This is a genomic window from Stenotrophomonas sp. YJH_SMC_43 (assembly GCF_059372535.1).
In genome coordinates this window covers 836692-860304 of record NZ_JCAFVQ010000003.1, presented here as the reverse complement: position 1 = coordinate 860304, position 23613 = coordinate 836692, and the positions used below count along the sequence as shown (strand labels likewise).

General features: G+C 64.7%; 18 protein-coding genes and 1 tRNA gene. 9 read left to right on the top strand and 10 right to left on the bottom strand.

Annotation, left to right across the window (positions count from 1 at the left end):
- Positions 1 to 71 precede the first annotated feature (71 nt).
- The 4 genes from AC5QAH_RS16120 (at position 72) to AC5QAH_RS16105 (ending at position 3282) form a co-directional block, all read left to right on the top strand.
- Positions 72 to 1412, top strand: coding sequence for a chloride channel protein (locus AC5QAH_RS16120; protein WP_071305542.1), 1341 nt, complete (start codon positions 72 to 74; stop codon positions 1410 to 1412).
- A 97-nt stretch (positions 1413 to 1509) separates the two neighbouring features.
- Entirely contained in the window at positions 1510 to 2205 is a 696-nt protein-coding gene (locus tag AC5QAH_RS16115; RefSeq protein ID WP_317215564.1) for a ComF family protein, read from the top strand.
- Positions 2206 to 2263: 58 nt separating this feature from the next.
- Positions 2264 to 2815 (top strand): HdeD family acid-resistance protein, encoded by a 552-nt coding sequence (locus AC5QAH_RS16110; protein ID WP_019661632.1) that lies wholly within the window; start codon positions 2264 to 2266, stop codon positions 2813 to 2815.
- The gene (locus tag AC5QAH_RS16105; RefSeq protein WP_049454066.1) at positions 2812 to 3282 is read left to right on the top strand and encodes a SecDF P1 head subdomain-containing protein; all 471 of its coding nucleotides are present in this window, start codon (positions 2812 to 2814) and stop codon (positions 3280 to 3282) included. Before AC5QAH_RS16110 ends, AC5QAH_RS16105 begins: the two co-directional genes overlap by 4 nt.
- A gap of 52 nt (positions 3283 to 3334) precedes the next feature.
- Here the strand turns inward: AC5QAH_RS16105 and AC5QAH_RS16100 are convergent, their stop codons facing one another.
- From AC5QAH_RS16100 to AC5QAH_RS16075, 6 genes are all read right to left on the bottom strand, one after another.
- Entirely contained in the window at positions 3335 to 5113 is a 1779-nt protein-coding gene (locus AC5QAH_RS16100) for an MFS transporter (RefSeq protein WP_495232456.1), read from the bottom strand.
- A 192-nt stretch (positions 5114 to 5305) separates the two neighbouring features.
- Entirely contained in the window at positions 5306 to 6421 is a 1116-nt protein-coding gene (locus AC5QAH_RS16095) for an N-acetylglucosamine-6-phosphate deacetylase (protein WP_010482153.1), read from the bottom strand.
- On the bottom strand, positions 6418 to 7194 hold the full coding sequence (locus AC5QAH_RS16090; protein ID WP_010482152.1) for a DeoR family transcriptional regulator: 777 nt from the start codon (positions 7192 to 7194) through the stop codon (positions 6418 to 6420). Before AC5QAH_RS16090 ends, AC5QAH_RS16095 begins: the two co-directional genes overlap by 4 nt.
- 33 nt (positions 7195 to 7227) lie before the next feature.
- A complete protein-coding gene (locus AC5QAH_RS16085) occupies positions 7228 to 8562 on the bottom strand; it encodes a D-tagatose-bisphosphate aldolase, class II, non-catalytic subunit (RefSeq protein WP_279939642.1) in 1335 nt (444 codons plus the stop codon).
- A gap of 17 nt (positions 8563 to 8579) precedes the next feature.
- A complete protein-coding gene (locus AC5QAH_RS16080; protein WP_241877500.1) occupies positions 8580 to 9518 on the bottom strand; it encodes an ROK family protein in 939 nt (312 codons plus the stop codon).
- Positions 9511 to 10665: an SIS domain-containing protein gene (locus AC5QAH_RS16075; RefSeq protein ID WP_143994158.1), complete on the bottom strand. Its 1155-nt coding sequence runs from the start codon at positions 10663 to 10665 to the stop codon at positions 9511 to 9513. Before AC5QAH_RS16075 ends, AC5QAH_RS16080 begins: the two co-directional genes overlap by 8 nt.
- 322 nt (positions 10666 to 10987) lie before the next feature.
- Here AC5QAH_RS16075 and AC5QAH_RS16070 point away from each other — a divergent pair, with 322 nt between their 5' ends.
- The 5 genes from AC5QAH_RS16070 to AC5QAH_RS16050 all read left to right on the top strand — a co-directional run bounded on the left by AC5QAH_RS16070 (position 10988) and on the right by AC5QAH_RS16050 (position 19910).
- Complete coding sequence (locus AC5QAH_RS16070; protein WP_495232455.1) at positions 10988 to 14347, top strand: TIM-barrel domain-containing protein; 3360 nt, start codon at positions 10988 to 10990, stop codon at positions 14345 to 14347.
- Between the two features lie 133 nt (positions 14348 to 14480).
- Positions 14481 to 17456 carry a TonB-dependent receptor gene (locus tag AC5QAH_RS16065; protein WP_495232454.1) on the top strand — a complete coding sequence of 992 codons (2976 nt, stop codon included), beginning with the start codon at positions 14481 to 14483 and terminating at the stop codon, positions 17454 to 17456.
- A gap of 65 nt (positions 17457 to 17521) precedes the next feature.
- Complete coding sequence (locus AC5QAH_RS16060; RefSeq protein ID WP_197601638.1) at positions 17522 to 18877, top strand: Gfo/Idh/MocA family protein; 1356 nt, start codon at positions 17522 to 17524, stop codon at positions 18875 to 18877.
- A gap of 155 nt (positions 18878 to 19032) precedes the next feature.
- Positions 19033 to 19452 (top strand): hypothetical protein, encoded by a 420-nt coding sequence (locus tag AC5QAH_RS16055; RefSeq protein ID WP_495232453.1) that lies wholly within the window; start codon positions 19033 to 19035, stop codon positions 19450 to 19452.
- Positions 19449 to 19910 carry an adhesin gene (locus tag AC5QAH_RS16050; RefSeq protein ID WP_495232452.1) on the top strand — a complete coding sequence of 154 codons (462 nt, stop codon included), beginning with the start codon at positions 19449 to 19451 and terminating at the stop codon, positions 19908 to 19910. Before AC5QAH_RS16055 ends, AC5QAH_RS16050 begins: the two co-directional genes overlap by 4 nt.
- A 51-nt stretch (positions 19911 to 19961) precedes the next feature.
- On the opposite strand, the gene AC5QAH_RS16045 is transcribed toward AC5QAH_RS16050, so the two are convergent.
- The 4 genes from AC5QAH_RS16045 to AC5QAH_RS16030 form a co-directional block, all read right to left on the bottom strand.
- Positions 19962 to 20038, bottom strand: a tRNA-Arg gene (locus AC5QAH_RS16045).
- A gap of 156 nt (positions 20039 to 20194) precedes the next feature.
- Positions 20195 to 21178, bottom strand: a complete 984-nt coding sequence (gene galE / locus AC5QAH_RS16040; RefSeq protein WP_164089817.1) for a UDP-glucose 4-epimerase GalE — start codon at positions 21176 to 21178, stop codon at positions 20195 to 20197.
- Between the two features lie 78 nt (positions 21179 to 21256).
- Positions 21257 to 22318, bottom strand: coding sequence for an acyltransferase family protein (locus tag AC5QAH_RS16035; RefSeq protein WP_311068775.1), 1062 nt, complete (start codon positions 22316 to 22318; stop codon positions 21257 to 21259).
- An 89-nt stretch (positions 22319 to 22407) separates the two neighbouring features.
- Positions 22408 to 23568 (bottom strand): hypothetical protein, encoded by a 1161-nt coding sequence (locus AC5QAH_RS16030; protein ID WP_311068774.1) that lies wholly within the window; start codon positions 23566 to 23568, stop codon positions 22408 to 22410.
- Positions 23569 to 23613 lie beyond the last annotated feature (45 nt).

The following is a 23613-nucleotide window of genomic DNA, read 5'->3' as shown; positions in this document are numbered from 1 at the left end:
CCGCATCCTGCAAGGGCTGCGGCCAAAGTGGCCGCTGCCCAACGGAAGCGCTGGCGCGCAGACTCTTTCCCATGACCGATCTCCATCGCCTCCGCGGCCGCATCACCGCGCTGGTTCTCAGCGAAGCCTGGCGCCGCCGCGCCGCGCTCTGGGGCGGCGCCGTGGCCGTGGCGCTGGTGGCGATCCTGTTCGCCAAGGCCAGCGACGCGGCGTTCCATCTGTTCCAGCGCATCACGTCGCACTCGCCGTGGTGGGCCCTGCTGCTCACGCCGGGCATCTTCGCGCTGCTGGCCTGGTTGACCGCCGGTGTGCTGAAGCCCACGCGCGGCAGCGGCATTCCGCAGGTCATCGCCGCGTTGGACAAGGCCGATGAGCCGTTCCGGAAGACCAACCTTTCACCCGCGGTTTCGGCCGGCAAGCTGCTGCTGACCTCGCTGTCACTGCTGGGTGGCGCCTCGGTGGGCCGCGAGGGCCCGACTGTGCACGTAGGCGCCAGCTTGATGTACCTGTTCGGCCGCTGGTTCGGCTTCAAGGATCCCCGCGAGCTCTCGCACTTCCTGCTGGCCGGTGGTGCGGCGGGTATCGCGGCGGCGTTCAACACGCCGCTGGCCGGCATCGTCTTCGCCATCGAGGAGCTCAGCGGTCGTTTCGAGCATCGCTTCTCAGGCACCCTGCTGACCGCGGTGATCGTCGGTGGCGTGGTGTCGCTGGGCCTGTTGGGCAACTACACCTACTTCGGCCATGTGAGCGCACGCCTGCCGCTCGGCCAGGGCTGGCTGGCAATCCTGCTGTGCGGCGTGGTGGCGGGCCTGCTGGGTGGCCTGTTCGCGCGTGCGGTGCTGGCCAGTGCGGCGGGCCGCCCGCGCTGGCTCGGGCAACTGCGGCAGCGGCATCCGGTTCTGTTGGCCGCAGGCTGCGGCCTGGTGGTGGTACTGCTCGCCCTGGTCTTCGGTGAAGGCGCGTTCGGCACCGGCTACGAGCAGGCGCGCAGCCTGGTGCAGGGGCAGGCGGTGGTCGGCCACGAGTTCGGGTTGATGAAGCTGCTGGCCAATCTGGCCTCGTACGTGGCGGGCATTCCCGGCGGCCTGTTCTCGCCGGCGTTGGCGGTCGGCGCTGGACTCGGCCACAACCTGGCAGTGCTGATGCCGGGCGTGGACCCGCGCGCGTTCGTGCTGCTGGGCATGTGTGCTTACCTGACCGGCGTTACCCAGGCCCCGCTGACGTCGGCCGTGATCTCGCTGGAGCTGACCGACAGCGGCGACCTGCTGCTGCCGATACTGGCCACGGTGCTGATCGCGCGTGGCGTGTCCGGGCTGGTGTGCAGGGTGCCGATCTATCGCGGGCTGGCGGAGTTGTTGATCGGGCCCGCCGCTACGCCACCGGCGACCGGACAGGGCGAACGCCTTTCCTGACGGGCGGCGGCCCCCGTCGCAGTTGAGGGCAGTTCCGACACTGCAATCGGTGCTTCGCCGATGGCCGCACGCGGCGTGCGCCATCAAGTATTGGGTGATGCGTACTTATCTCCTGCGTTCGGCAACCCGTGTCTCGCGCGCACTGCTTGGTGTGCTGCTACCGCTCCGCTGCCTGGTCTGCGGCGACCCGGGCCACGATGATCTTGATCTGTGCTGGGCTTGCTTGGCCGATCTGCCCTGGGCAGGCCGGGCCTGCCTGCGCTGCGCGTTGCCGTTGCCGGACACCGCGCTGATCGTCTGCGGCACCTGCCGTGAGGAGGTCCCGCCACAGGCCGCCACCCATGCCAGCCTGCTGTACCTGCCGCCCGTGGATCAGCTGCTGGTGCGCTACAAGTTCCATCAGGATCTCGCAGCCGGACGCCTGCTCGCGCAGCTGATGCAACGCGCACCGCCGCCCTGGTGGTGTCCACCGCTGGTGCCGGTGCCGCTGCACAATCGCCGGTTGCGCCAGCGCGGCTACAACCAGGCGGGCGAGCTGTGCCGCCTGCTGCCGATGCCGGTCTGGCAAGGGCTGTACCGGCGCCGCCACACCGCGCCGCAGTCCGAACGCACGGCCGAACAGCGCAGGGAAAACCTGTTCGATGCGTTCGACGTGCGTGGTTCCGTGCCCTCGCGGCTGACCGTGGTCGATGACGTGATGACCACTGGCAGCACGGTGATGGAGGTCGCCGAGACGCTACGCCTGGCCGGAGCAGCGGAGGTGCGCGTGTGGGTCTGTGCGCGGGCGCCGTGATCGCCCTCTTCATCCACAGGGGCTAGGATGAGGCCGGTTCCGGATCGGTGGAGTGGCCATGAATTCCCCCCTGTCTCCCTTGTTGTCGGCGGTTGGGCGCAGCTGGTGGATCCTGCTGCTGTACGGGCTCGTCGCACTGGGCTTCGGCATCATCGCCATCGGTTGGCCGCTGTCCGCAGCGATGGCACTGGCCTGGACACTGGGCGTGATGGCCATCGTTGAAGGCGTCATCAGCCTGTTCGCACTGATCAGCGGCGGCAATGGTGCTCCGCGCGGCTGGCTGGCGCTGTATGCCATCGCCTCGCTGGGCTTCGGCATCCTGGCGGTGATCAATCCGCTGGCCACCGCCAGCGTGCTGGTGCTGTTCCTGGCGGCGTGGCTGCTGGTGGCCGGCATCTATCGCATCGTGTTCGCGATCCGCGTGCGCAAGCAGATCCAGGGCGAGTGGCTGCTGATCCTCAGTGGCGTGCTGGCGGCGGTGCTGGGGCTGCTGTTCGCGGCCAATCCGTATGCAGGCGTGGCGGTGACCACGCTGTGGATCGGCATTGGCAGCCTGCTGTACGGGCTGCTGCAGGTGCTGGTGGCGTTCAAGCTGCGGAAGCTGAAGTGAGGGGCGCGTTTCCGTTCCTGCTGGGCGCAGCGCTGGTGCTGGCCGGATGCATGCCGGGTGCCACGCCCGGTGCGCTGGCAGGCAAGGATCATGCGCCGCGCGCGGGTGTGGATGTACGCCTGAGCGCGGTCGATGCGGACGGCAAGGGCAGGCAGGCGCAGTGGCAGGGCGAAACGCTCGCCCTGCGCGAGCCGCCGATCGCTGGCAGCGCCGACATCGCCGATGTGCGCTACGTGCTGGACGAGGCCAAGCAGCCGGGCCTGCAGATCCGCTATCGGCCCGAAGCGCACCAGCGCATCCACGATGGTACGGAAGCACTGGTGGGCCAGCGCGCGGCGCTCAGCGTGGACGGCCGCGTGCTGATGGTGGCGACGGTGAAAGGCCCGTTCGGTGAATCGATGATGCTGAGCGGGTTGCCGAGCATCGCCGAGGCGCAGGCGTTGGCGAAGCACATCACCGGTCAGTGACGGGCGCGCCAACACCAACGCGTTGCGCGCGGAGGTCGACCAAGGTCGACTGCTACCGGGCGAACCGTGCCTCGATCTCCTCCAGTGACTTGCCCTTGGTCTCCGGCAGCCAGAATGCGGCCACCAGGAAGAACACGAAGGTGCACGCCGCCCAGAACACGAACATGCTGGCGTAGCCGTAGTGCCCCACCGTGGGCAGGAAGAGGGCGGCGATGGTGGTCGACACGAACTGGTTGATCAGCAGCGCGATGCTCATGCCGTTGGAGCGGATGCGGTTCGGCATCAGCTCCGACAGTGCCAGCCACACGCAGACGCCGGGGCCCACCGCGAAGAACGCGACGAACACCAGGATGCAGGTGGCCACGGCCCAGCCGTGTGCCGGTGGCGGCACCGGGCCAATGCGGGCCTGCTCGATGCGCAATGGCGCCTGGCTGGCACTGGCCGGGTCGGCAAATGGATTCAGGTGGAGTTTGCGGAAGAACGCACCGATCACGCTGTCCGGCTGCACGGTGCCGGTGCGCTCGATGCGCAGTTCGCGATCAATCAGGTTGTCGCTGCGCAGGGCGCGCACATTGGTGAAATCACCATAGGCGTACGACACGGTCAGCTGCATCGGTCGGCCCTGGCTGTCGATGCCATTGCTCAGGCGTTGCCACTGCGCGTCATCCAGCACCAGCTGCAGGCCGTCGCCGCTGACCGCCGCCTGCAGCTGAGGCTGCACATCGGCGCGTCCGCGCTCGGCCTGGAAGAACAGCGTGGCCGCCGCCAGCAGGGCCACGCAGATGCCACCGCTGCCCAGCATCAGCAGGAACTTGCGGCCCTTGCGGTCGACCAGCAGCAGCGCGACCACGGTCATCACCGCGTTGAGCAGCTTGATCGCCACGTCGGCACCGTTGGCCACCGAACCGGACAGGCCGGCCTGGTTGAGGATGTTGACCGCGTAGGCCAGCACCGAGTTGATGCCGGTGGCCTGGGTGCAGGCCAGCACCACGCACGCGAGCACGAACGGCACCACGTAGCGGCGGCTGAGCAGCGGATCGCGCTTGCCGTCGCTGCTGCTCGATTCCGGCGCCTGGATCTGGGTCAGCGTGGGCTCGACGTCTGCGGCGGGGAGGACGCGCTGAAGGCTGCGGCGGGCTTCATCGATGCGGCCGCGGCGCACCAGCCAGCGTGGTGATTCGGACAGCCAGAAGATACCGGCGCAGAACAGCAGGCCGGGCGCCAGGCAGGTCCAGAAGATGGTGCGCCAAGCGTGGTCCTTCACCGTGAACAGTTCCTGCGCCTGCTGCGCGACCGGCAGCGAGCGCACGGCCTCGGCGGCGGCATCCACGGCATGGGCGTGGTACAGGCCGATCAGGGCTGCCAGCACCAGGCCAACGGTCAGCAGCAGCTGGAACATGGCCGCGCCGCGCCCGCGCCGTTCGGGGCTGAGCACTTCGGCCAGGTACAACGGAATCACGACGCCGATCAAACCGCCACTGATGCCCTGCAGCAGGCGTCCCAGCAGCAGCGGCGTGTAGCCGGAGGCCAGTGCCATGATCGGAATCGAGGCGGTGAACAGCAGGCCGGCCAGCAGCATCGCGCCGCGGCGGCCAATCAGGTCGGCGATCATGCCGGCGAACAGCGAGGACAGCACGCTGCCCAGCAGTACGGCCGCCACCACGAAGCCGAGCTGCTGGCTGCTGAGCTGCCAGGCGTGACTGGCGGTCGCTTCAAGATAGGGCAGGGCACCGGCGATGATGCCGATGTCGATGCCGTACAGCAGGCCCCCCAGGCCGCCGATGAAGAGCAGGTAGCGTACGGGCCAGCGCGGGGCGGTGCTTGCAGTCATCGGCAGTTCCTGTGGTAGCGCCGGGCCAGGCCCGGCGGCGGTTCGTCGCAGAGTGCATTCTGTAGAGCCGAGCCATGCTCGGCTGCTTTCCGTTCCGATATCGAGGTTCCCCATGCCGCGCTTCGCGCGGCGAGCCGAGCATGGCTCGGCTCTACAGGGAGCCCGCGCGGCATCCGGGCCGCATCGCTTGCGTCAGGTCAGATCGACGACGCGCCCGCCGATCACCACCTGCTGCAGGCGCAATCCGGCATCCAGTACCACCAGGTCGGCACGGGCGTCGGGCGCAATGCGACCGCGATCATCCAGGCCCAGGTAATCGGCGGGGAAGGTGGACACGCGATGCGAGGCATCGGCCAGTTCCAGTCCCACACGCACCAGGTTGCGCAGCGCCTGGTCCATGGTCAGTGCGCTGCCGGCCAGCGAACCGGTGGCCAGGCGCACGCAGCCGCCGCACTTGTGCACGCGCTGTTCGCCCAGGGCGTACTCGCCATCGGGCATGCCGGTGGCGGCGGTGGCGTCGGTCACAGCGTACAAGCGCGGGATCGCGCGCGCGGCCAGGCGGATCACGCCGGGATGGATGTGCTGCAGGTCGGGAATGATCTCGGCGTACTGCGCATGTGCCAGCGCCGCCGCGGCGATGCCAGGCCGGTAGTGGTCGACGCCGGTCATGCCGTTGAACAGATGGGTGAAGCCGGAAGCCCCGGCCTGCAGCGCAGCAACACCTTCTTCGTAAGTGCCAGCGCTGTGGCCAAGCTGCACACGGATGCCCATTGCCGAAAGCGCGGGAATCAGCGCGGTGTGCTCGCCGATTTCCGGCGCCAGTGTCATCACCCGGATCGGTGCAAGTGCATGCAGTTGCTGCACCAGCGCCAGCGTCGCCTCGATGGTGCGGTTGGGTTGCGCGCCCAGGCGCTGCGGGCTGATGAACGGCCCTTCCAGATGTACACCGGCAATGCAGGCGGCGTCGGCATCGGGCGCTGCCATGGTCGCGGCCACGCCGTGCAGCGCGTGCTCGATCTCATCCAGGCCGGCGGTCATGGTGGTCGCCAGCAGTGTGGTGGTACCGAAGCGCAAGTGGGTGCGGGCAATGGTGCGGGCCACGTCGCCGCCCTGCATCAGGTCGACGCCGGCCGCACCATGCACGTGCAGGTCGATGAAGCCGGGCAGGATCACCGGCAGCTGCAGGTCGTCAGCGCCGCTGTGGTCGTCCACCTGCAGCTGGCGGATGTGCGAATCGAAGTGGACGTGGCCACGCCGCCAACCCAGCGGCGTGAGGATGCGGCCATGCAGGGTGCGGGTGTCGGTCATGCAGTGGGCTCGGCGATGATCACCTCGATGCCCAGCCGCTGCAGCCCTTCACGGGTTGCGTCGTCGATGCCGGCGTCGGTGATGATGGCGTGGATCTGATCGAGAAGTGCGATGCGGTGCAGGCTGACGCGGCCGAACTTGGAGGCGTCGGTCAGCACCACGATGCGGCGCGCGCGCTCGACCATGCGGTGGTTGAGGCGGGCTTCGGCTTCATCGTGGGTGGTCAGGCCGAACTGCAGGTCCAGGCCGTCCACGCCCAGGAACAGGGTGTCGAAGCTGTAGGAGTTGAGGCTGGCTTCGGCCTGGCTGCCCTGCAGCGACAACGACTGCTGGCGCAGCAGTCCACCGGTCAGCAGCACGTTGATGCCGGGCGCGTTGGCCAGTTCCCAGGCGATGTTCAACCCATTGGTCATCACCGTCACGTCGCGCTGGGTGCGCAAGTGACGGGCCAGGGTCATCGTGGTCGAGCCGGAGTCGATGATGATGTTGTCACCGGGCCGCACCAGGCGCGCGGCACACGCGCCGATCGATTCCTTCAGCGGCAGGTTCAGTGCGTCCTTTTCGTGGATGTCCTGTTCCTGCGGCGGCGTGCGTACCAGCGTGGCGCCACCGTGGGTACGGTTGGCCAGGCCTTGCGATTCGAAGTGGGTCAGGTCGGCACGGATGGTCACCGCCGACACGCCGAAGCGCTCGACCAGATCGGCCACCTGCACCGAGCCGTGCTCGATCAGCAGCTGCAGGATCTGTTGCCGGCGGGAGCGGGTGTTGCGCATGGCCATTCTCGGTGTCGCGGGGAAAGGTAGAGATTAGCCGTTCGCAGCAACGGCGGCAGCCGCGTCTGCGTGATGCGTGCGGGTTCCGGCCTGGTTGGCGCTGCACGCACGGGCGTACTCGCCCAGGCACAGGCCGACGCGATGCCGTGCCAGCGCGGTAGGCGTATTGGCCAGGGTGCCCTCGCGCACGGCGCGGTACTGCTCCGGCAGGTACTGGCTGAGCAGTACCAGCGGCGGCGCGTGCTGTTCCAGGTTGGTGAACAGGGTCTGCACCGCCTGCACCAGCGCGGGCTCGCCCCAGTAGTAGCGGCAGCGGTCGCTGAAGGAATAGCTGCGCAGCAGGCGCAGCGCTGCCTCATCGCCCTGGTAGTAGGACTGCCAGTACTTCGGCTGCGCCACCATCACTTCATCCAGCACCTGCGGCAGGCGCGAGCACTGTGCGGCCGGCAGCAGTTCGGCCTCGATCGCGGCCAGCGCGAACAGCGCTTCGCGGTAGGCGAAGGTCGCCGCCGGGCCGACCTTGAGGATGGCGAAGTGGTCGCGCACCAAGGCGTGCAGGCCACTTTCGCGCTGGTAGTCGGTGGAATGCGCTTCGAACACGATGCGCGGCTGCTGTTCGAGGAAGTCGGCCAGCGTGCTGGCGGCGGCCGGGTCGTACTCGTGCACACTGCTGTGGTCGAAGTCCACGCCCGGTTGCACCACCATGGCGATCACGCGCTGCCACGCATCGCGCAGCTGCGGCGTATCGAACGCCTGCTGATGAATCGCCAGGGTCTGCGCGGCAGCAGCGGGCGTGGTCACCTGCAGGCCTTCGGCCAGCGAGGCTTCGCCACCGGGAATCGGCACTTCGGTACCGATCACGTAGACCGGCGGCGGCAGGCCATGATCGGCGGCGGTGCGTTCGGCGATCTCGGCCAGCTCGGCCGAGCGCGCGGCGACGATGGCGTCGGGCAGCGGCACCGGGTCATCGGCGCAGGACATGCTGCAATCGAGGTGGATCTTGTGGAAACCGGCGGCGACGTAGGCTTCGATCAGCACGCGCGCGTGGGTCATCGCTTCGGCAGCCGGGCGCTTCTGCCAGGCATTCGGGCCGAGGTGGTCGCCACCCAGGATCAGCCGCTCGCGCGGGAAACCTTCTTCATCGGCCAGCGTGCTGACGTAATCGCGGTACTGCGGCGGAGTCATCCCGGTGTAGCCGCCGAACTGGTCGACCTGGTTGGAGGTGGCCTCGATCAGCAGCACGGTGCCGTGCGCCAGCGCCACGTGCATGGCCGCACGCAGCACCTGCTCGTTGCTGCAGCAGACGCTGTACAGGCCGACGTTGGCACCGGCGCGGTGGGAGGCAAGCAGGGTCTGCAACGGGGACATGGTCAGGCTCCGGTCAATCAGGAAAACGAGGGTTGGCAGGCGAGCAGGGCGGCACCACGTGCGCCACCGGCATCGCCGAAGCGCGGCGGCACGATCGGCGGAACCTGCACGCCGTTGAACAGATGAGCGGCGATGGCCGCCGGCAGCTGCTGGTACAGCGGCGCGTACTGCGAGAGGCCACCGCCGAGCACGATCACGTGCGGATCCAGCGCCAGCACCAGCGCGGCCAGGCTGTGGCCAAGCAGATCGCGGTGGATGTCCAGCGCCTTGCGCGCATGTGCATCGCCGGCTTCGGCCAGGGCGATCACGGCGCTGGCGTCTGCGGCACTGCCACCGAGGTGGCGCTCGATCATTGCCAGCCCGCTGCCGGACACGTAGCGCTCCACGCAGCCCTGCAGGCCACAGGCGCAGTCGATCAGCGGCAGGCCATGTCGCTGCAGCAGGTGGCCGGGCACGCTCCAGTGGCCCCATTCGCCGGCCAGGCCGTTGAAGCCGGATAGCAGGCGGCCCTGCAGGCAGAAGCCGCCGCCGGCACCAGTGCCGAGAATGGCGCCGAACATGCTGGGGTAGCCGTCGGCGGCCCCGCCATGCGCTTCCGACAGGGCAAAGCACTGCAGGTCGTTGCCGAAGTGCAGCGGGCGTTGCAGGCGTGCCTGCAGATCCTGCGCCACGCATTGGCCGGTCAGTGCCGGCACGTTCGCGCTGAGCTGGCGGCCGCTGCGGCGGTCGCGCACGCCGGGCAGGGCGATGCCGATGGCGGCATCACCGCGGCCCAGCGCCGCATCGGCCTCGGCCACCAGCGCCACCACCGCCTTCAGGAAGCCGTCGTAGTCACCCTGTGGGGTGGCCACGCGGCGGCGCCAGGTGACCTGCATCGCCGCATCGCACGCCACCAGCTCGATCTTGGTGCCGCCGATGTCGATGCCGTAGCAGGCGTGGGCGATCAGCTCAGCCATGGTGGATGGTGACGCCCTTGACGACGCGGTTGACGGTGCCGTCCGGGAACGGGTTGTCCGGGGTCAGGCCCAGCGCGGCCGAGCGCTGCAGCGCGAACAGCTGCGCGAAGCCCAGCCACACCGGTGCCAGCCACGGATCGTCCAGTGCCGGCACGGTGAGGGTGTATTCGTCGTCGGCGCCGATGTCCGAATGCGGGCCGATCGCCAGTACCTGGCCGGCCACGCCATCGCGGCGCAGTTCTTCCAGCAGGTCCTGTTCGTAGCGGCGCGCCAGCGGCTGCACGCTGCGCAGCACCACCACCAGGGTGTTGCCGTCCAGCGTCGACTTCGGGCCATGGCGGAAGCCCAGCGGTGTGTTGGCCAGCGCCAGCACGCGGCCGGCGGTCAGCTCCAGCACCTTCAGCGCGCACTCGCGCGCCAGCGCTTCCAGCGGGCCGCTGCCGAGGTAGATGATGCGGTTGAACGGGCGCTGCGCCAGCACCGCCACCGGTGCATCCCACTGCGCCTGGCCTTCGCGGGCCAGCGCGGCGATCTGCTTCAGGCGCGCCACGCGCGCATCCCACGGCGAACGATCGAACACGGTCAGTGCGGCCAGCAGCATGCAGGTCAGGCTGCTGGTCATGGCGAAGGCGCGATCGCAGCTGGCCGACGGCATCAGCAGCGTGCAGGTATCGGCACGGCCGGCACCACGACGGGCGAGTTCGCCATCGGCGTTGCAGGTGATGTCGAGGAAGCGTGCCTCATCCACATCGGCGCGCACGCGGTCCACCGCGGCCACGCTTTCCGGACTGGAACCACTGCGGCCAAACGAGACCAGCAGGGTGGGGCGGTCGCGCTGCAGGTACAGCGCCGGATGGGTCAGCAGGCTGGTGGTGTGCACCACGCGCACCTCGGCCGGCCACTGCGCGTTGATCGCATCGGCCACCATCTCGGCGATGAAGCCGGAGCTGCCGGCGCCGGTGAACAGCACGCGCTGGTTGGGATCGTTGAGGCTGCCGCCGAGGAAGGCCTGCAGGCGGTCGCGGGCACGCGACAGATCCTGGGCGAGGGCTTCCCACAGCGCTGGCTGCTGGGCGATTTCGGTAGCGGTATCGGCTCCGCCAAGGCGCTGCCAGGCGGACACATCGGAAAGCAGGGTGACGTCCATTCGGAGGTTCCAGTTGGGCCAGCGCACCATCTGCGTTTTCTTTCGAAATGTCAAACATCGAAAGTAAAAAGAAAGAAAATGACGCGATGACTTTTCCCGCTGCCGGGCGCTCGGGAAAACGAAAGAACGGGGCGAATGCCGTATCGCACAATGCTTAACAGGCAGCTGCAATCGATTACACAAAGTATTGCGACGCAACAACTTTCGTTTCAACGGAATATATCTTCCTTTTTCCTTTCAATTTGTTGACATCTTTCGAATCGCTGCCCTAGAGTCGGCCCAACCGCTTTCGAAACGCCCGGTGAACGGGTTGGGAGTCCGTGTGGAAATCTGCGTTCGTCGCTCGCCGCTGATGCTGGCTCTGTTGCCGGCATTGATGTTGGCGTCCATGCCGGCCCAGGCCGAGTCGGTCGGCAACCTGCGTTCGGTTGCCGCCAGCGCCAGCCGCGACGGCGTGCAGGGCTGGGACCTGCAGACCGACAAGGGCGCGCGCATCCGCATCGAACTGCCGGCCACCGACATCATCCGCGTGCAGGCTGGCCGCAACGGCACGCTGACCGGTGCCGGCGACAAGGCTGCACCGATCGTGCTGCCGCAGCCCAAGGCGAACGTGCAGGCGCAGCTGGAAGAAGACGCGCAGGAAATCCGCGTGCGCACTGATGCACTGGTGCTGCATGTACAGCGGCAGCCGCTGCGCATGCGCCTGGAACGGCTGGACAACGGCCAGCCCACCGCGCTGTGGCAGGAACTGCAGCCGCTGGACCTGGATGCTGCGCAGAGCGTGCAGGTGCTGTCCTCGCAGGCCGATGAAGGCTATTTCGGTGGCGGCCAGCAGAACGGCCGCTACCAGTTCAAGGGCCGCGAGCTGGAGGTGTCCTATTCCGGCGGTTGGGAAGAGGGCGACCGCCCCAGCCCAGCACCGATGCTGCTGAGCAGCCGTGGCTGGGGCATGCTGCGCAATACCTGGAGCGATGGCAGCTACGATCTGCGCCAGAGCGACCAGGCCACGCTGCTGCATCGCGAAGACCGCTTCGATGCCTATTACTTCGTCGGCGCCGACCTGCCGAAACTGATCGAGCGCTACACCCAGCTGACTGGCCGCCCGAACATGGTCGCGCGCTGGGCGCTGTCCTACGGCGACGCCGATTGCTACAACGATGGCGACAACAGCAAGAAGCCCGGCACCGTGCCCGAAGGCTGGAGCGACGGCCCGACCGGCACCACCCCCGATGTGATCGACAGCGTGGCCAAGCAGTACCGCGCCCACGACATGCCCGGTGGCTGGATCCTGCCCAACGACGGCTACGGCTGCGGTTACAAGCAGTTGCCGGAAACCGTGAAGGGGCTGGCCGGCTACGGTTTCCGCACCGGACTGTGGACCGAGAACGGCGTCGACAAGATCGCCTGGGAAGTGGGCAAGGCCGGCAGCCGCGTGCAGAAGCTGGACGTGGCCTGGACCGGCAAGGGCTACCAGTTCGCGATGGACGCCAACCGCCAGGCGTTCAACGGCATCCTCGACAATTCCGATTCGCGCCCGTTCCTGTGGACGGTGATGGGCTGGGCCGGCATCCAGCGCTACGCCGTGGCCTGGACCGGCGACCAGAGCAGCAGCTGGGACTACATCCGCTGGCACGTGCCGACCCTGGTCGGCTCCGGCCTGTCCGGCATGGCCTATGCCAGCGGCGACGTCGATGCGATCTTCGGCGGCAGCGCCGAGACCTTCACCCGCGACCTGCAGTGGAAGGCGTTCACGCCGGTACTGATGGGCATGAGCGGCTGGTCGTCGAACGCACGCAAGCATCCGTGGTGGTACGACGAGCCCTACCGCAGCATCAACCGCGATTACCTGAAGTTGAAGATGCGCCTGACCCCGTACATGTACGGCCTGGTGCACGAGGCCGCGCAGACCGGCGCACCACCGGTGCGTGGCCTGATGTGGGACAACCCGCGCGACCCGCACGCGCAGGATGAAACCTACAAGTACCAGTTCCTGCTTGGCCGCGATCTGCTGGTGGCGCCGGTGTACCGCAGCCAGGCGGCCAGCCGTGGCTGGCGCCGCGATATCCACCTGCCGGCCGGCGGCTGGATCGACTACTGGGACGGCCGCCGCGTGCAGGCCGGCGCCGACGGCCGCCAGCTCGACCGCCAGGTGGACCTGGCCACGCTGCCGGTGTTCGTGCGTGCCGGAGCGATCCTGCCGATGTACCCGTCGATGCTGTTCGACGGTGAGAAGCCGCTCGATGAAGTGACCTTCGACCTGTACCCGCAGGGCGAGTCGCACTACACGCTGTACGAAGACGATGGCAGCACGCGCCGCTACCAGCAGGGCGAGTCGAGCACGCAGGTGATCCGCGTGCAGGCGCCCGCGCAGGGCAGTGGCCCGGTGCAGGTGCAGATCGATGCGGTGCAGGGCCAGTACAACGGCCAGCTGCCGCAGCGCCGCTATGGCCTGCGCGTGCTCAGCCGCCAGGCGCCGCGTGCGGTGCAGGCCACTGGCCGCGCGCTGCCGGCGCTGGCTGATGCCGCTGCGTTCAACGCTGCTGCTGAAGGCTGGTACTTCGATGCCGCCGAACGACGCGGCACGCTGCATGTGCGCACCGCCAACCAGGACATCCGCCAGCCCCTGCAACTGCAGCTGGACTTCGCGGTCGCCGCCGCCGCTGCCGACGATGCGTATCCGGCGGCACCGGTACTCGGCCGCGAACTGCCGGCCGACAGCCTGCTGGTGGTCAACCGCCCGGCCGAAGAGCCCGGCCACGCGCTGGAAAACGCCTTCGATGATGACCCGGGTACCTGGTTCCGCAGTGTGCGCAACCAGGCCGTGCGCACCGGTGCGCATGAATGGGTGATCGGGTTCGGCGAGCGCAGGATGATTGATGGCATCGACATCGCGCCGCGCAACGACAAGAACTGGAAGCACGGCCAGGTACGCGATTACGAGGTCTACCTGGGCGACAGCAACGGCGAGTGGGGCGAGCCGATCGCGCGTGGCCGCCTGCAGTTGAAGGAAGGCGTGCAGCGCATCGCGTTCCCGGCCCATGCCGGCCGCCTGCTGCGCTTCCGTGTGTTGAGCGTGCAGAACCCCGAAGGCGACGGCGCCAGCAGCGCCGACCCGATGGTCACCGCCGCACAGGGCAGCGCCCGCGCCTTCGATGCACTGCAGCCGCGCGACGTCGGCCCGATCGCCTTGTCCACCTTCCACATTCTTGAACACCAGGAACCGGAGCGACCGGCCCGGCAGCGCTATCTCTCCGAGCTGCCGGTGCCGGCCGCGCTGGCCAGCCAGGTGCGCGCCGACAAGGCGTTCACTGGCGACGCCGGCATGCGCATGAACGGCCTGCAGTTCCGCCGTGGCCTGGGCGTCGGCGCCAACAGCCGCATCGACCTGCGCCTGCAGGGTGGTTGGCGCCTGCTGCGCGCCGACCTCGGCATCGACGACGCCTGCCGCACGGCCGGTGGCCTGCAGTTCCAGGTCTGGGGTGACAACCATCTGCTGTATGACAGCGGCCTGGTGAAGGCACCCGGCGTGGTCAAGCCTGAGCTGGACATCCGTGGCCTTTCCACCCTGAGCCTGCGCACGCTGGGTGCGCAGGGCAGCCAACCCGCCCAGGTCTGCGCCAACTGGGCCAACGCCGTACTGATCGGCCAGGAGGGCGACTCCGCCAGCATCGTCGCCCCATGACCCCCTCGTAACACCGCTCCTCCCCCGCCCATTCCGACTACGGCCCTCATGGCCGTGGCCCGGGAGCGTTTTGCCCGCCGAACGCCCACGCGCTCACTCAGTTGCGCCGCACCCCTGCCAGGAGAGAACCCCGATGTTGCCCGTCCGCCACCACCGCCCCCCCTGTCGCTCGATCGCTCCGCTGACGCTGGCCATCGCCGGCGCGCTGTTCTCGATTGCCGCTCCCGCCGTTGCCCAGGAGAGCAAGGACAAAGCCACCGACCTGGCCCGCATCGAGGTCACCGGTTCCAACATCCGCCGCACCGACGTTGAAACCGCCTCGCCGGTGCAGGTAATCAGCAAGCAGGACATCCAGAACATGGGTGCGCGCACGCTGTTGCAGGTGCTCGACAACCTGCCTGCCGCACGTCCGGCGCAGCAGGATGCGCGTTCGTTGTTCACCGGTTCCGACGGTGCCTCGCAGGCCAACCTGCGTGGCCTGGGCGCGCAGGGCACGCTGGTGCTGCTGAACGGCCGTCGCCTGTCGTACTACGGTGCACCGGCCGGCTTCCAGACCCAGTTCGTCAACATCGACGCGATCCCGGCTGCGGCCATCGAACGCATGGAAGTGCTGACCGACGGCGCGTCGGCGGTGTACGGCACCGATGCGGTGGCCGGCGTGATCAACGTGATCACCAAGCGCAACTTCCAGGGCGCCGAGGTCAGCTTCACCAACGACACCTCCTCGCGCATCGACTCCTACGGCGAGCGCCAGGCCAGCATCACCGCCGGCTTCGGTGACCTGGCCGAGAACCGCTTCAACATCTACGGTGCGGTCAACATGTACCGCCGCGACGCGATTCCGCTGAGCGATTTCTACGACAAGCGGCCCGACCAGTACTACGTCAACAATCCGAACTACCTCAACAACCTGCGCCTGGGCGTGGGCAGCAAGCCGGGTGAATTCAATCCGGGCACTTACTTCGCCTTCGATCCGGTCACCGGCCGCCGCGTGCAGGAAGCCGCGCCGGGCTGCAAGAACGTGCTGACCAGTGAAGCGGCCGGTCCGCGTTGCGTCTGGGAAACCTGGATGAACAACGAGATCGATGCCGGCGCCAAGTCCGAGCGCAATACCGCCTACCTCAACGGCACTTTCCTGGTGGGTGACAACACCGAGATCTTCGCCGAGGCGACCTACACCGACATCGACCTGCGCGCCAACGGTGGCACGCCGCGCACCTACGGCACCACCACCGGCAACCCGACCAGCTGGTTCTCGCGCAACACCGGCAACACCGTCAACCAGTTCCTGTACCCGTTCCTGGGCCCGAACAACGAGTACAACCACGCCAGCCCGCAGATGAAGGCAATGATGGGCGGCGTGGTCGGCCTGAACTACCTGCTGCAGGATGCCGGCCCGAACTACTTTGGCCAGCGCAATACCGACAAGAGCTACCGCGTGCTGGCCGGTGCGCGTGGCAACCGGGGTGACTGGAACTGGGAGACCGCCTTCGCCAGTGCCGGCACCCACTCCACCACGTACCAGACGATCAACGTCAACATCAAGGGCTTCGAGAAGGCGTTCGGCCCGTACTCGGTCGATCCGACCACCGGCCGCGTGATCATCTCCGACCACCCGGCATACAAGTTCGGTGAGATCAGCGAAGCCAACGCTGCATTGATCCGTGAAGCGTTCCCGACCTTCGACATCCAGTCGTGGACCCGTCTGCACACCTTGGACGGCAAGATCGAAGGCCCGCTGTTCCAGCTGCCGGCCGGTGAAATGCGCGCCGCGTTCGGCTTCAACGCCAGCCGCGAAACCTTCTACACCCCGGGCAACGCGGATGCAGCCAACGGCCTGATCTCCCAGCAGGGTGGTTCCTGGTTCGACGGCAAGCGCAACACCTACGCGCTGTTTGCCGAGACCGTGGCACCGATCACCGACAAGCTGGAACTGGATGCGGCGGTGCGCGTGGACAAGTACCCGAACTTCAGCGCCAACGTCGCGCCGAAGATCGGCTTCAAGTACCAGGCGTTCGACCAGCTGATGCTGCGCGGTACCTACTCGACCGGTTTCCGTGCACCGAGCCTGGCCGAATCCGGCAACGGCGGCGTGTTCGCGCAGCTGGGTGGCTACCGCGACGAGCTGCGCTGCAACGAGACCAACGCCATCGCCAACCTGCTGCTGCGCTCGCAGCGTCCGGGCGATGTCGACCTGGGCAAGAACCTGCTGAACGTCGATTGCAGCCGTACCGTGGCGCGCATGACCCAGCCGAACAAGGACCTGAAGCCCGAGAAGGCGAAGATCGCCACCCTCGGCTTCGTCTACGAGCCAGCGAGCTGGCTGTCGGTGTCGGCCGACTACTGGTTCATCTACCGTGACAATGAAATCGTCGCGCCGGACTACCGCCGCATGGAAGACATCATCTCCTCGTCGCGCTCGCCGATCACCGACAGTGACCGCGCCAACCTGGCGCAGCTGGCGGCGATGTGTGCCGACCCGGCCAGTGGCGTGAGCTGCCCGTCGGTGCTGCCGGGCTACTCCGCCGGCAACGTGGCCAGCGTGGTGGGCCAGTACAAGAACCGTGGCAAGACGCTGATCGACGGCTTCGACATCGATGCACGCAGCCGCTTCTCGCTGGGTGACTGGGGCAACCTGAACATCGGCCTGGCCGCCACCATCGCCAACCGCAACCGCTTCTACATGGACGCGGAGAACGGCTGGTACTACGGCGACGTGGTGGGCTACTACAACAACCCGCGCCTGCGTGCCACGCTCAATGCCGACTGGACCTACAAGCAGGTCACCACCAGCATGTTCGTCAACTACGTGGGCGGCACCAAGTGGGCCACCGACCAGGTTGATGAGGTGAGCAACAACAAGGAAACCTGCACCGGCGGCTACCTGGCCCTGCAGAAGAGCAAGTGCGACGGTGCGCCGTCGTGGTGGACCGCCAACATGAGTGTCACCTGGCGCCCGGATGATGCGTGGAACCTGAGCTTCACCGTCAAGAACCTGTTCAACCGCCTGCCGTTCTACGATCCGAACAGCTTCCTGGGTGACTCCAGTGACTACGCGACCATCTTCGGCCGTGGCTACAGTGTGACCATCGGCTACCGTTTCAAGTAATTCCGTTTGCGTGACCCGGCGAGCCGGCTACGGCCGGCTCGCTGCCAAGAGGAGAGATGTTTGCCATGAAGCGTAGGGAATTCATCGCGGCCAGTGCCGCTGTCGCCGCCAGCAGCCTGCTGCCGCAGACCCCGGCATGGGCACGCGGGCGCAAGGTGCGCCTGGCCATGATCGGTACCGGCATGCGCGGGCTGGTGCTGCTGAAGGAACTGGCGCGCCGCGACGATGTCGAGGTGGTCGCCGTGTGCGATATCGAGCCGATCATGCTCGGTCGCGCCGTGGAGATGGTGACCAAGGCTGGCAAGCCGGCCCCGAAGACCTATGGCCAGGATCGCGACAGCAACGCCTGGAAGCGCCTGCTGGAACAGAAGGGCATCGATGGCGTGATCATCGCCACGCCGTGGGAGTACCACGCGCCGATGGCGATTGCCGCGATGCAGGCCGGCGTGGCCGTGGGCTGTGAAGTGGTGGCCGGCATCACCCTGCAGGACCACTGGGACGTGCTGAAGACCCAGTTGAGCACCGGTACCCCGTACATGCTGCTGGAGAATGTCTGCTACCGCCGCGACGTGATGGCCGCGCTGCAGATGGTGCGCCAGGGCCTGTTCGGCGAGCTGGTGCACCTGCAGGCCGGCTACCAGCACGATCTGCGCGGCGTGAAGTTCAATTCCGGCGACCCGAACCAGCCCTACGACAGCGGCGTGGAGTTCGGGCCCAAGGGCTGGAGCGAAGCACGCTGGCGCACCGAGCATTCGGTGGAGCGCAACGGCGAGCTGTACCCCAGCCACGGCATCGGCCCGTGCGCGATGTACACCGGCATCAACCGTGGCAACCGCTTCACCCACATCAACGCGTTCGCGACCAAGGCGCGCGGCCTGCACGAATACACCGTGGCCAAGAGTGGCGGCACCACCCACCCCAGCACCAAGGTCAAGTTCAAGCTGGGCGACATCGTCACCACCACGCTGGCCTGCGAGAACGGCGAGACCATCCTGCTGCAGCACGACACCTCGCTGCCGCGCCCGTACTCGATGGGCTTCCGCGTGCAGGGCACCAAGGGCCTGTGGATGGACGTGAACCATTCGATCCACATCGAAGGCCGCAGCCCGCCGCACCAGTGGGAAGAGTTCAAGAAGTACCAGGACGAATACGAGCATCCGCTGTGGAAGCAGAATGCCGACACCGCCGCCAGCGCTGGCCACGGTGGCATGGACTGGTTCGTCATCCACGCGTTTGTGGAAGCGCTGAAGGCCAAGGCACCGATGCCGATCGACATCTACGACGCGGTGACCTGGAGTGCGATCACGCCGCTGAGCGAGCAGTCGATCGCCAACAGCTTCCAGACGCTGGAGTTCCCGGATTTCACCGCCGGCGCGTGGAAGCAGCGCAAGCCGATCTTCGCGTTTGACGGTAAATACTGATCTGCTTTTTGTAGAGTCGAGCCATGCTCGAATGATCTGAAAGCAACGCCGGGCACTGCCCGGCGTTGCTGTTTGTGGCGCCCCCCTGCCAAGCGCATGCTAGGCTCGGCTTCGTACCCGACAGTTGATGTCAATCGACAGAGAGGAGCTGCCTGATGCGCCTGCTGACCTTCACCTGTCCACTTTGCGGCGCAGCAGGGCAGCGGTTTCCGCTGCTTTCCGCATCGAGACGGCAGGCGAAGACGGCATGCAGGGGATGTGGCGTGGTGCTGCGCTCGGATCCCCGCTTGGGTCTGCACACGCTCTACCTGCTGTATACGCAGGTCATCGTAACGCTGGCTGCGTTGCCCATGATCTGGGCCTATGCCTCGGGCCGTTGGCTCTGGCTGGCTGCGATCTGGGCCGTGGTGTTCGCGTTGTCCTGGTTCCCCGGCGTGATCAGGCACGCACGAAGCCCGATCGTGCGCGCCTGGCGCGATCCCGATTACAGCTATGCGCGCAGGCCAGGCGCTACCGCTTCGTGCGCCGCTGCAGACCCTGGGCAGGGTAGCGATGTGCCAGGTGCCAGCCCATGATCCGGCCGAACATTCTGCTCCTGACCGCAAGCGTGGCCGCGTGTGCATCGCACCCGGCCGATGCGGTGCAGTGTCCCGAGGCCACGATCACCTACATCGGCAGTGAAACCGTGGATGCCGTGGTCCTTGGCAGGTTCCAGATCGCTACGGAGGGATCGCAGGCACTACGGCTGCCACTGGCCAGCGTGGATCCGCAGGCGCATGCACACGCGGTATCGACCGATATCCGCGACGAACACGGCCTGGCCTGGCGTCCCTTCAGTGTTGTTCTGGAAGAGCTCAAGCCGCCGGCTGCGGACCTGGTGGTTACACGTGGTGAGATTGAAACCTTCCTGTACGACGGCAAGGGCGCCTTCCTGCCCGGTGCCGTGCAGAAAGGGCAGACGCTTTCCATCGTCGTGCGCGATCTTCAAGGTTGCGCACATCGCTCGAAGCCGTTCGCTCCTGAACCGCGTTGACGTGGAAGCGCAAGCGAGAGGCCCGGAGTGACGGGTACGAGCAGGGGAAGATGGCGCGCCCGGAGGGATTCGAACCCCCGACCAATGGCTTCGGAAGCCACTACTCTATCCGGCTGAGCTACGGGCGCGTTGTGGAACCGCCCGACCGCCGAACAGCGTCGGGGTGGGCGTCAGGGCACCCCGAAGAGGCGCCGCGAGTGGGGCATTCTATCTGGAATTGGGTGATAAATCTCCCCCTCAATGCATCGAGAAGCATTCCACTGTCCGAAGCCTCGCCTGTGTCATCAGAAGGGTTGGTTCCTATGCCAATGCCAAGCACTCTCGATGATCGGGCCAAGTTCAGTCCACGCAGGGCTCCAGCCAAGCTCACGTCGAGCTCGCTCGCTATCTGCCACCAGAACTGCCGGATCACCGTCACGACGGGGCGCGATAGTGTAGGGGATCGGGCGGCCCGAGACCTCGGCAGCCGTCTCGATTACTTGCTTCACACTAAAGCCTTGCCCGTTTCCCAGATTGAACGCATGCGCGCCGGGCTGCCCGTCCAGGAAGTCCATGGCGCATGCGTGAGCTAATGCAAGATCCTGCACATGCACGTAGTCACGAACACAAGTACCGTCCAAAGTGTCGTAGTCATTCCCATAGACGCTTAATGCTGGTCCCGTACCCAGCGCAGCTTTCAACACGTTCGGTATCAAATGCGTCTCGCAGGTATGGGCTTCCCCAATACCATGTTGGGCCAGCGCGCCGGCAGCATTGAAGTAACGCAAAGCAACAGAGCTGATGCCGTAGGCGGTGTAGGCATCAGCAAGAATGCGCTCGACCATCAACTTGCTCGCGCCATATGGGTTTATCGGATTTTTGGGGTGTTGCTCGTTGATGGTGGGCATCAACGGATTCCCAAATACAGCGGCCGTCGACGAGAAAATCAGCTTGTTCACCGCATGCCGCCGCATGACATGCAGGAGATTGAGAGTGCCCGTGACATTGTTCTGATAGTAACTGTAGGGGTCGATAACTGATTCGCCGACCAGAGAGCGCGCACAAAAATGCATGACCAAGTCAAATTTGACGCGTTCAAAGGCTATTTCCAGTGACATGGGATTGAGCAGATCAGCTTCAATGAGTTCGCCCCAGCGAACGGCAGATCGGTGGCCCGTCGACAGGTTGTCCAAGACATAGAGCTGGTGACCTCGCTCGTAGAGCCAATGAGACATATGACTGCCGATGTAGCCGGCGCCCCCGCAGATCAAAATCCTTTTTTTATTCATTTGGAAACAGCCTACATCCGGGTTGAAGAAAAAGTGTTCACATTCTTTGATGTGATAATGGAAAGTTCTGCAAAATCCTCATCTTGGATTTGACCGCGGGGCAGATCGAAGGCGTTCAAGTCGGCGACCAGCTGACAGTAATTTTGGCGGAGCGAACAGGAAATCCATGCCAATTCTATTCATTGCCAACGCTGCGAGTAATGGGATGAATAATCCAGCCAGCGTGCCTAGGGCTAGGTGAGTGCCTGGGTCGTGGATTCCCATTATTTTCCCAAATAGTATCCTTGCGCCGCTTCCTGAAATAATGTGCATCAGGTAGATGCTCATGGACATGGCGCCCACTGTTCCGAGAATCCGAATGCCCGCGCATGCGGTGATCATAGAAATGAAAACAATCATAAATATACCAGCCATGGCCGCTGACAAGCTGATAAATCCCTTGTCGGTGTAGTTTTTGCCAGTGCTGTGCAGTGCAATTTCCAAGGCAATAAAAACAAGGAGTACGACGGAGGCGCATTTCACCAAGGCGTCCCGATTTCCTGTGCGATCTTCTAGCGAGAAATGTGTAAAAGCAACGCCCAGTGCAAAGAAGACAAAATTGTCGGCGATGTAAAGAATAATTCTGTGATCGGCCAACAATCCTTGAAGGATGTAAGCTGCCGACGAGATCGCCAAAACTGTCAGTATTGATCTGCTGGACTGTGACTTGTAAATTATTAATGCAAGCGCGAATACAAAGAAGAGGGCGTAGAGGAACCAGAACTGTGCTCTGGGTTGCCAAAACATCTGGAACACATCGCGCCAAGCCAGTGAGCCATTGGTGTAGTTGGAAAGGCTGACCTCAATTCCGCCCTGGATTATAGACCAGACAATAAATGGATATAGGATTGTATCTATTTTTGTGGCAAGGGTTCCGGAGATTCCGCGCCGACGTCGTGACTCAACAAAGAAGAGTCCTGAAAGGAAAAAGAACAACGGCATGTGAAACGAGTAGATGACGCTATCGATCAATCGGTAAAGATCGCTGTCGTGCATGATTCCCGCTGATACCAAGCCGCGAGCGACATGGCCATAGACAACCAAAATTATGCCCAACGCTTTAGCGTGATCAACCCAAGAGTTTCTAAGTTCCTTTTTCATGAGTCCGTCTCAGGCATCCAACGTAGAGTAGGGGCAATAGCATTGCATCCCCACATATGTGCGTTCCTTCCATCCGGTTGAGACTTGTTCTAAATTTTTCCCGGTTGATGTGCCAACGCTGTAGGCTTTCGAAGGCCTATTGCAAGTGCAATTGCCAGCGTAACAAAGACACTGTTCATGGCCGAAACAGATAGGGCAGATGCGCTGAGGATTCCGATAACCACGCCAACGTCCATCTTGCTGTATCCATATTTTCTCAATGCCACAGCCAGGAAGGAGAAAAGAAGAACAAGGCCGAATGCACCGTGATCAAATATGACCCGGAAGAAGTAGGAGTGAAGGATTACGGAGTAGCAAGATCCATTTCCTGAGTAACTAAATAGTACGTCATAGAATGACAATGAACGGCAGGATTCCGGCGAGAGCGCGGTTATTGGGAATGATCCAAATATGTAATTTAGAGCTGTCCAGTCGCGGATTTCGTGGATGAATACCAGCATGAACCTGAAGCGGTCAATGGATTCAAGGCCACCCGATGCATAGCCTCTGGATAGAAAAATGGTCGCCGAAAAAGATCCTAGTACTGCTAGGCCGGCAACATAGAATACTGTTTTAGTATTTAAGTTCTTTAGATATATCCCGCAAAACACCACAATAAGTGCCAGCGCTGAGCTTCTTGATCCAGATATCAGGATGATGAAGGAAACCGCCAAGAACCAAGGGGTTAGTTTTCGGCCAAAATCTCTATGCAGGACAAAGAAATATATCAATAGAAATATCAGTTCAAAGTTGTTCTCAATAAGCAGCCCGGGCCTCGTTCCCATTCTGGGAGTGATGTTGAGTGCTATTGAATAGGCGTACTTGATGGCGAATGCAAGAATGAGGATCTTAAGCACAATAAGTGCTTGATCCCTCTGGAAAATGTCGCGCTTGAAGAAGAAGCATAGCGGAATGATGTAGATGAACGCCTTGAAGGCCTGCGCGAAATCAAGATAGTTGGAAGGTTGATAGGCTGACATCAGAATGAATGAGACCACTACATACGCGGTGGCCATCATCAAAGGGAGAATCATCTCTCTCTTTGGCGTCCGCAGTATCAGGACGGCGCACAGTGCTAGTATGCCCTCAAGGATAGGGCCCGCCGGAAGTACGTTATAGGAAGTGGGGCTGAATAGGCCAACTAATGCAAGAATCACTATCGATGCGAAATAAATTCCTTCGACGCGGCCGAATTTCTTAATTGATGCCATTCTTCTTATCTGCTTTTCGTCGCTACTTCGATGAGGGGCAGTAAT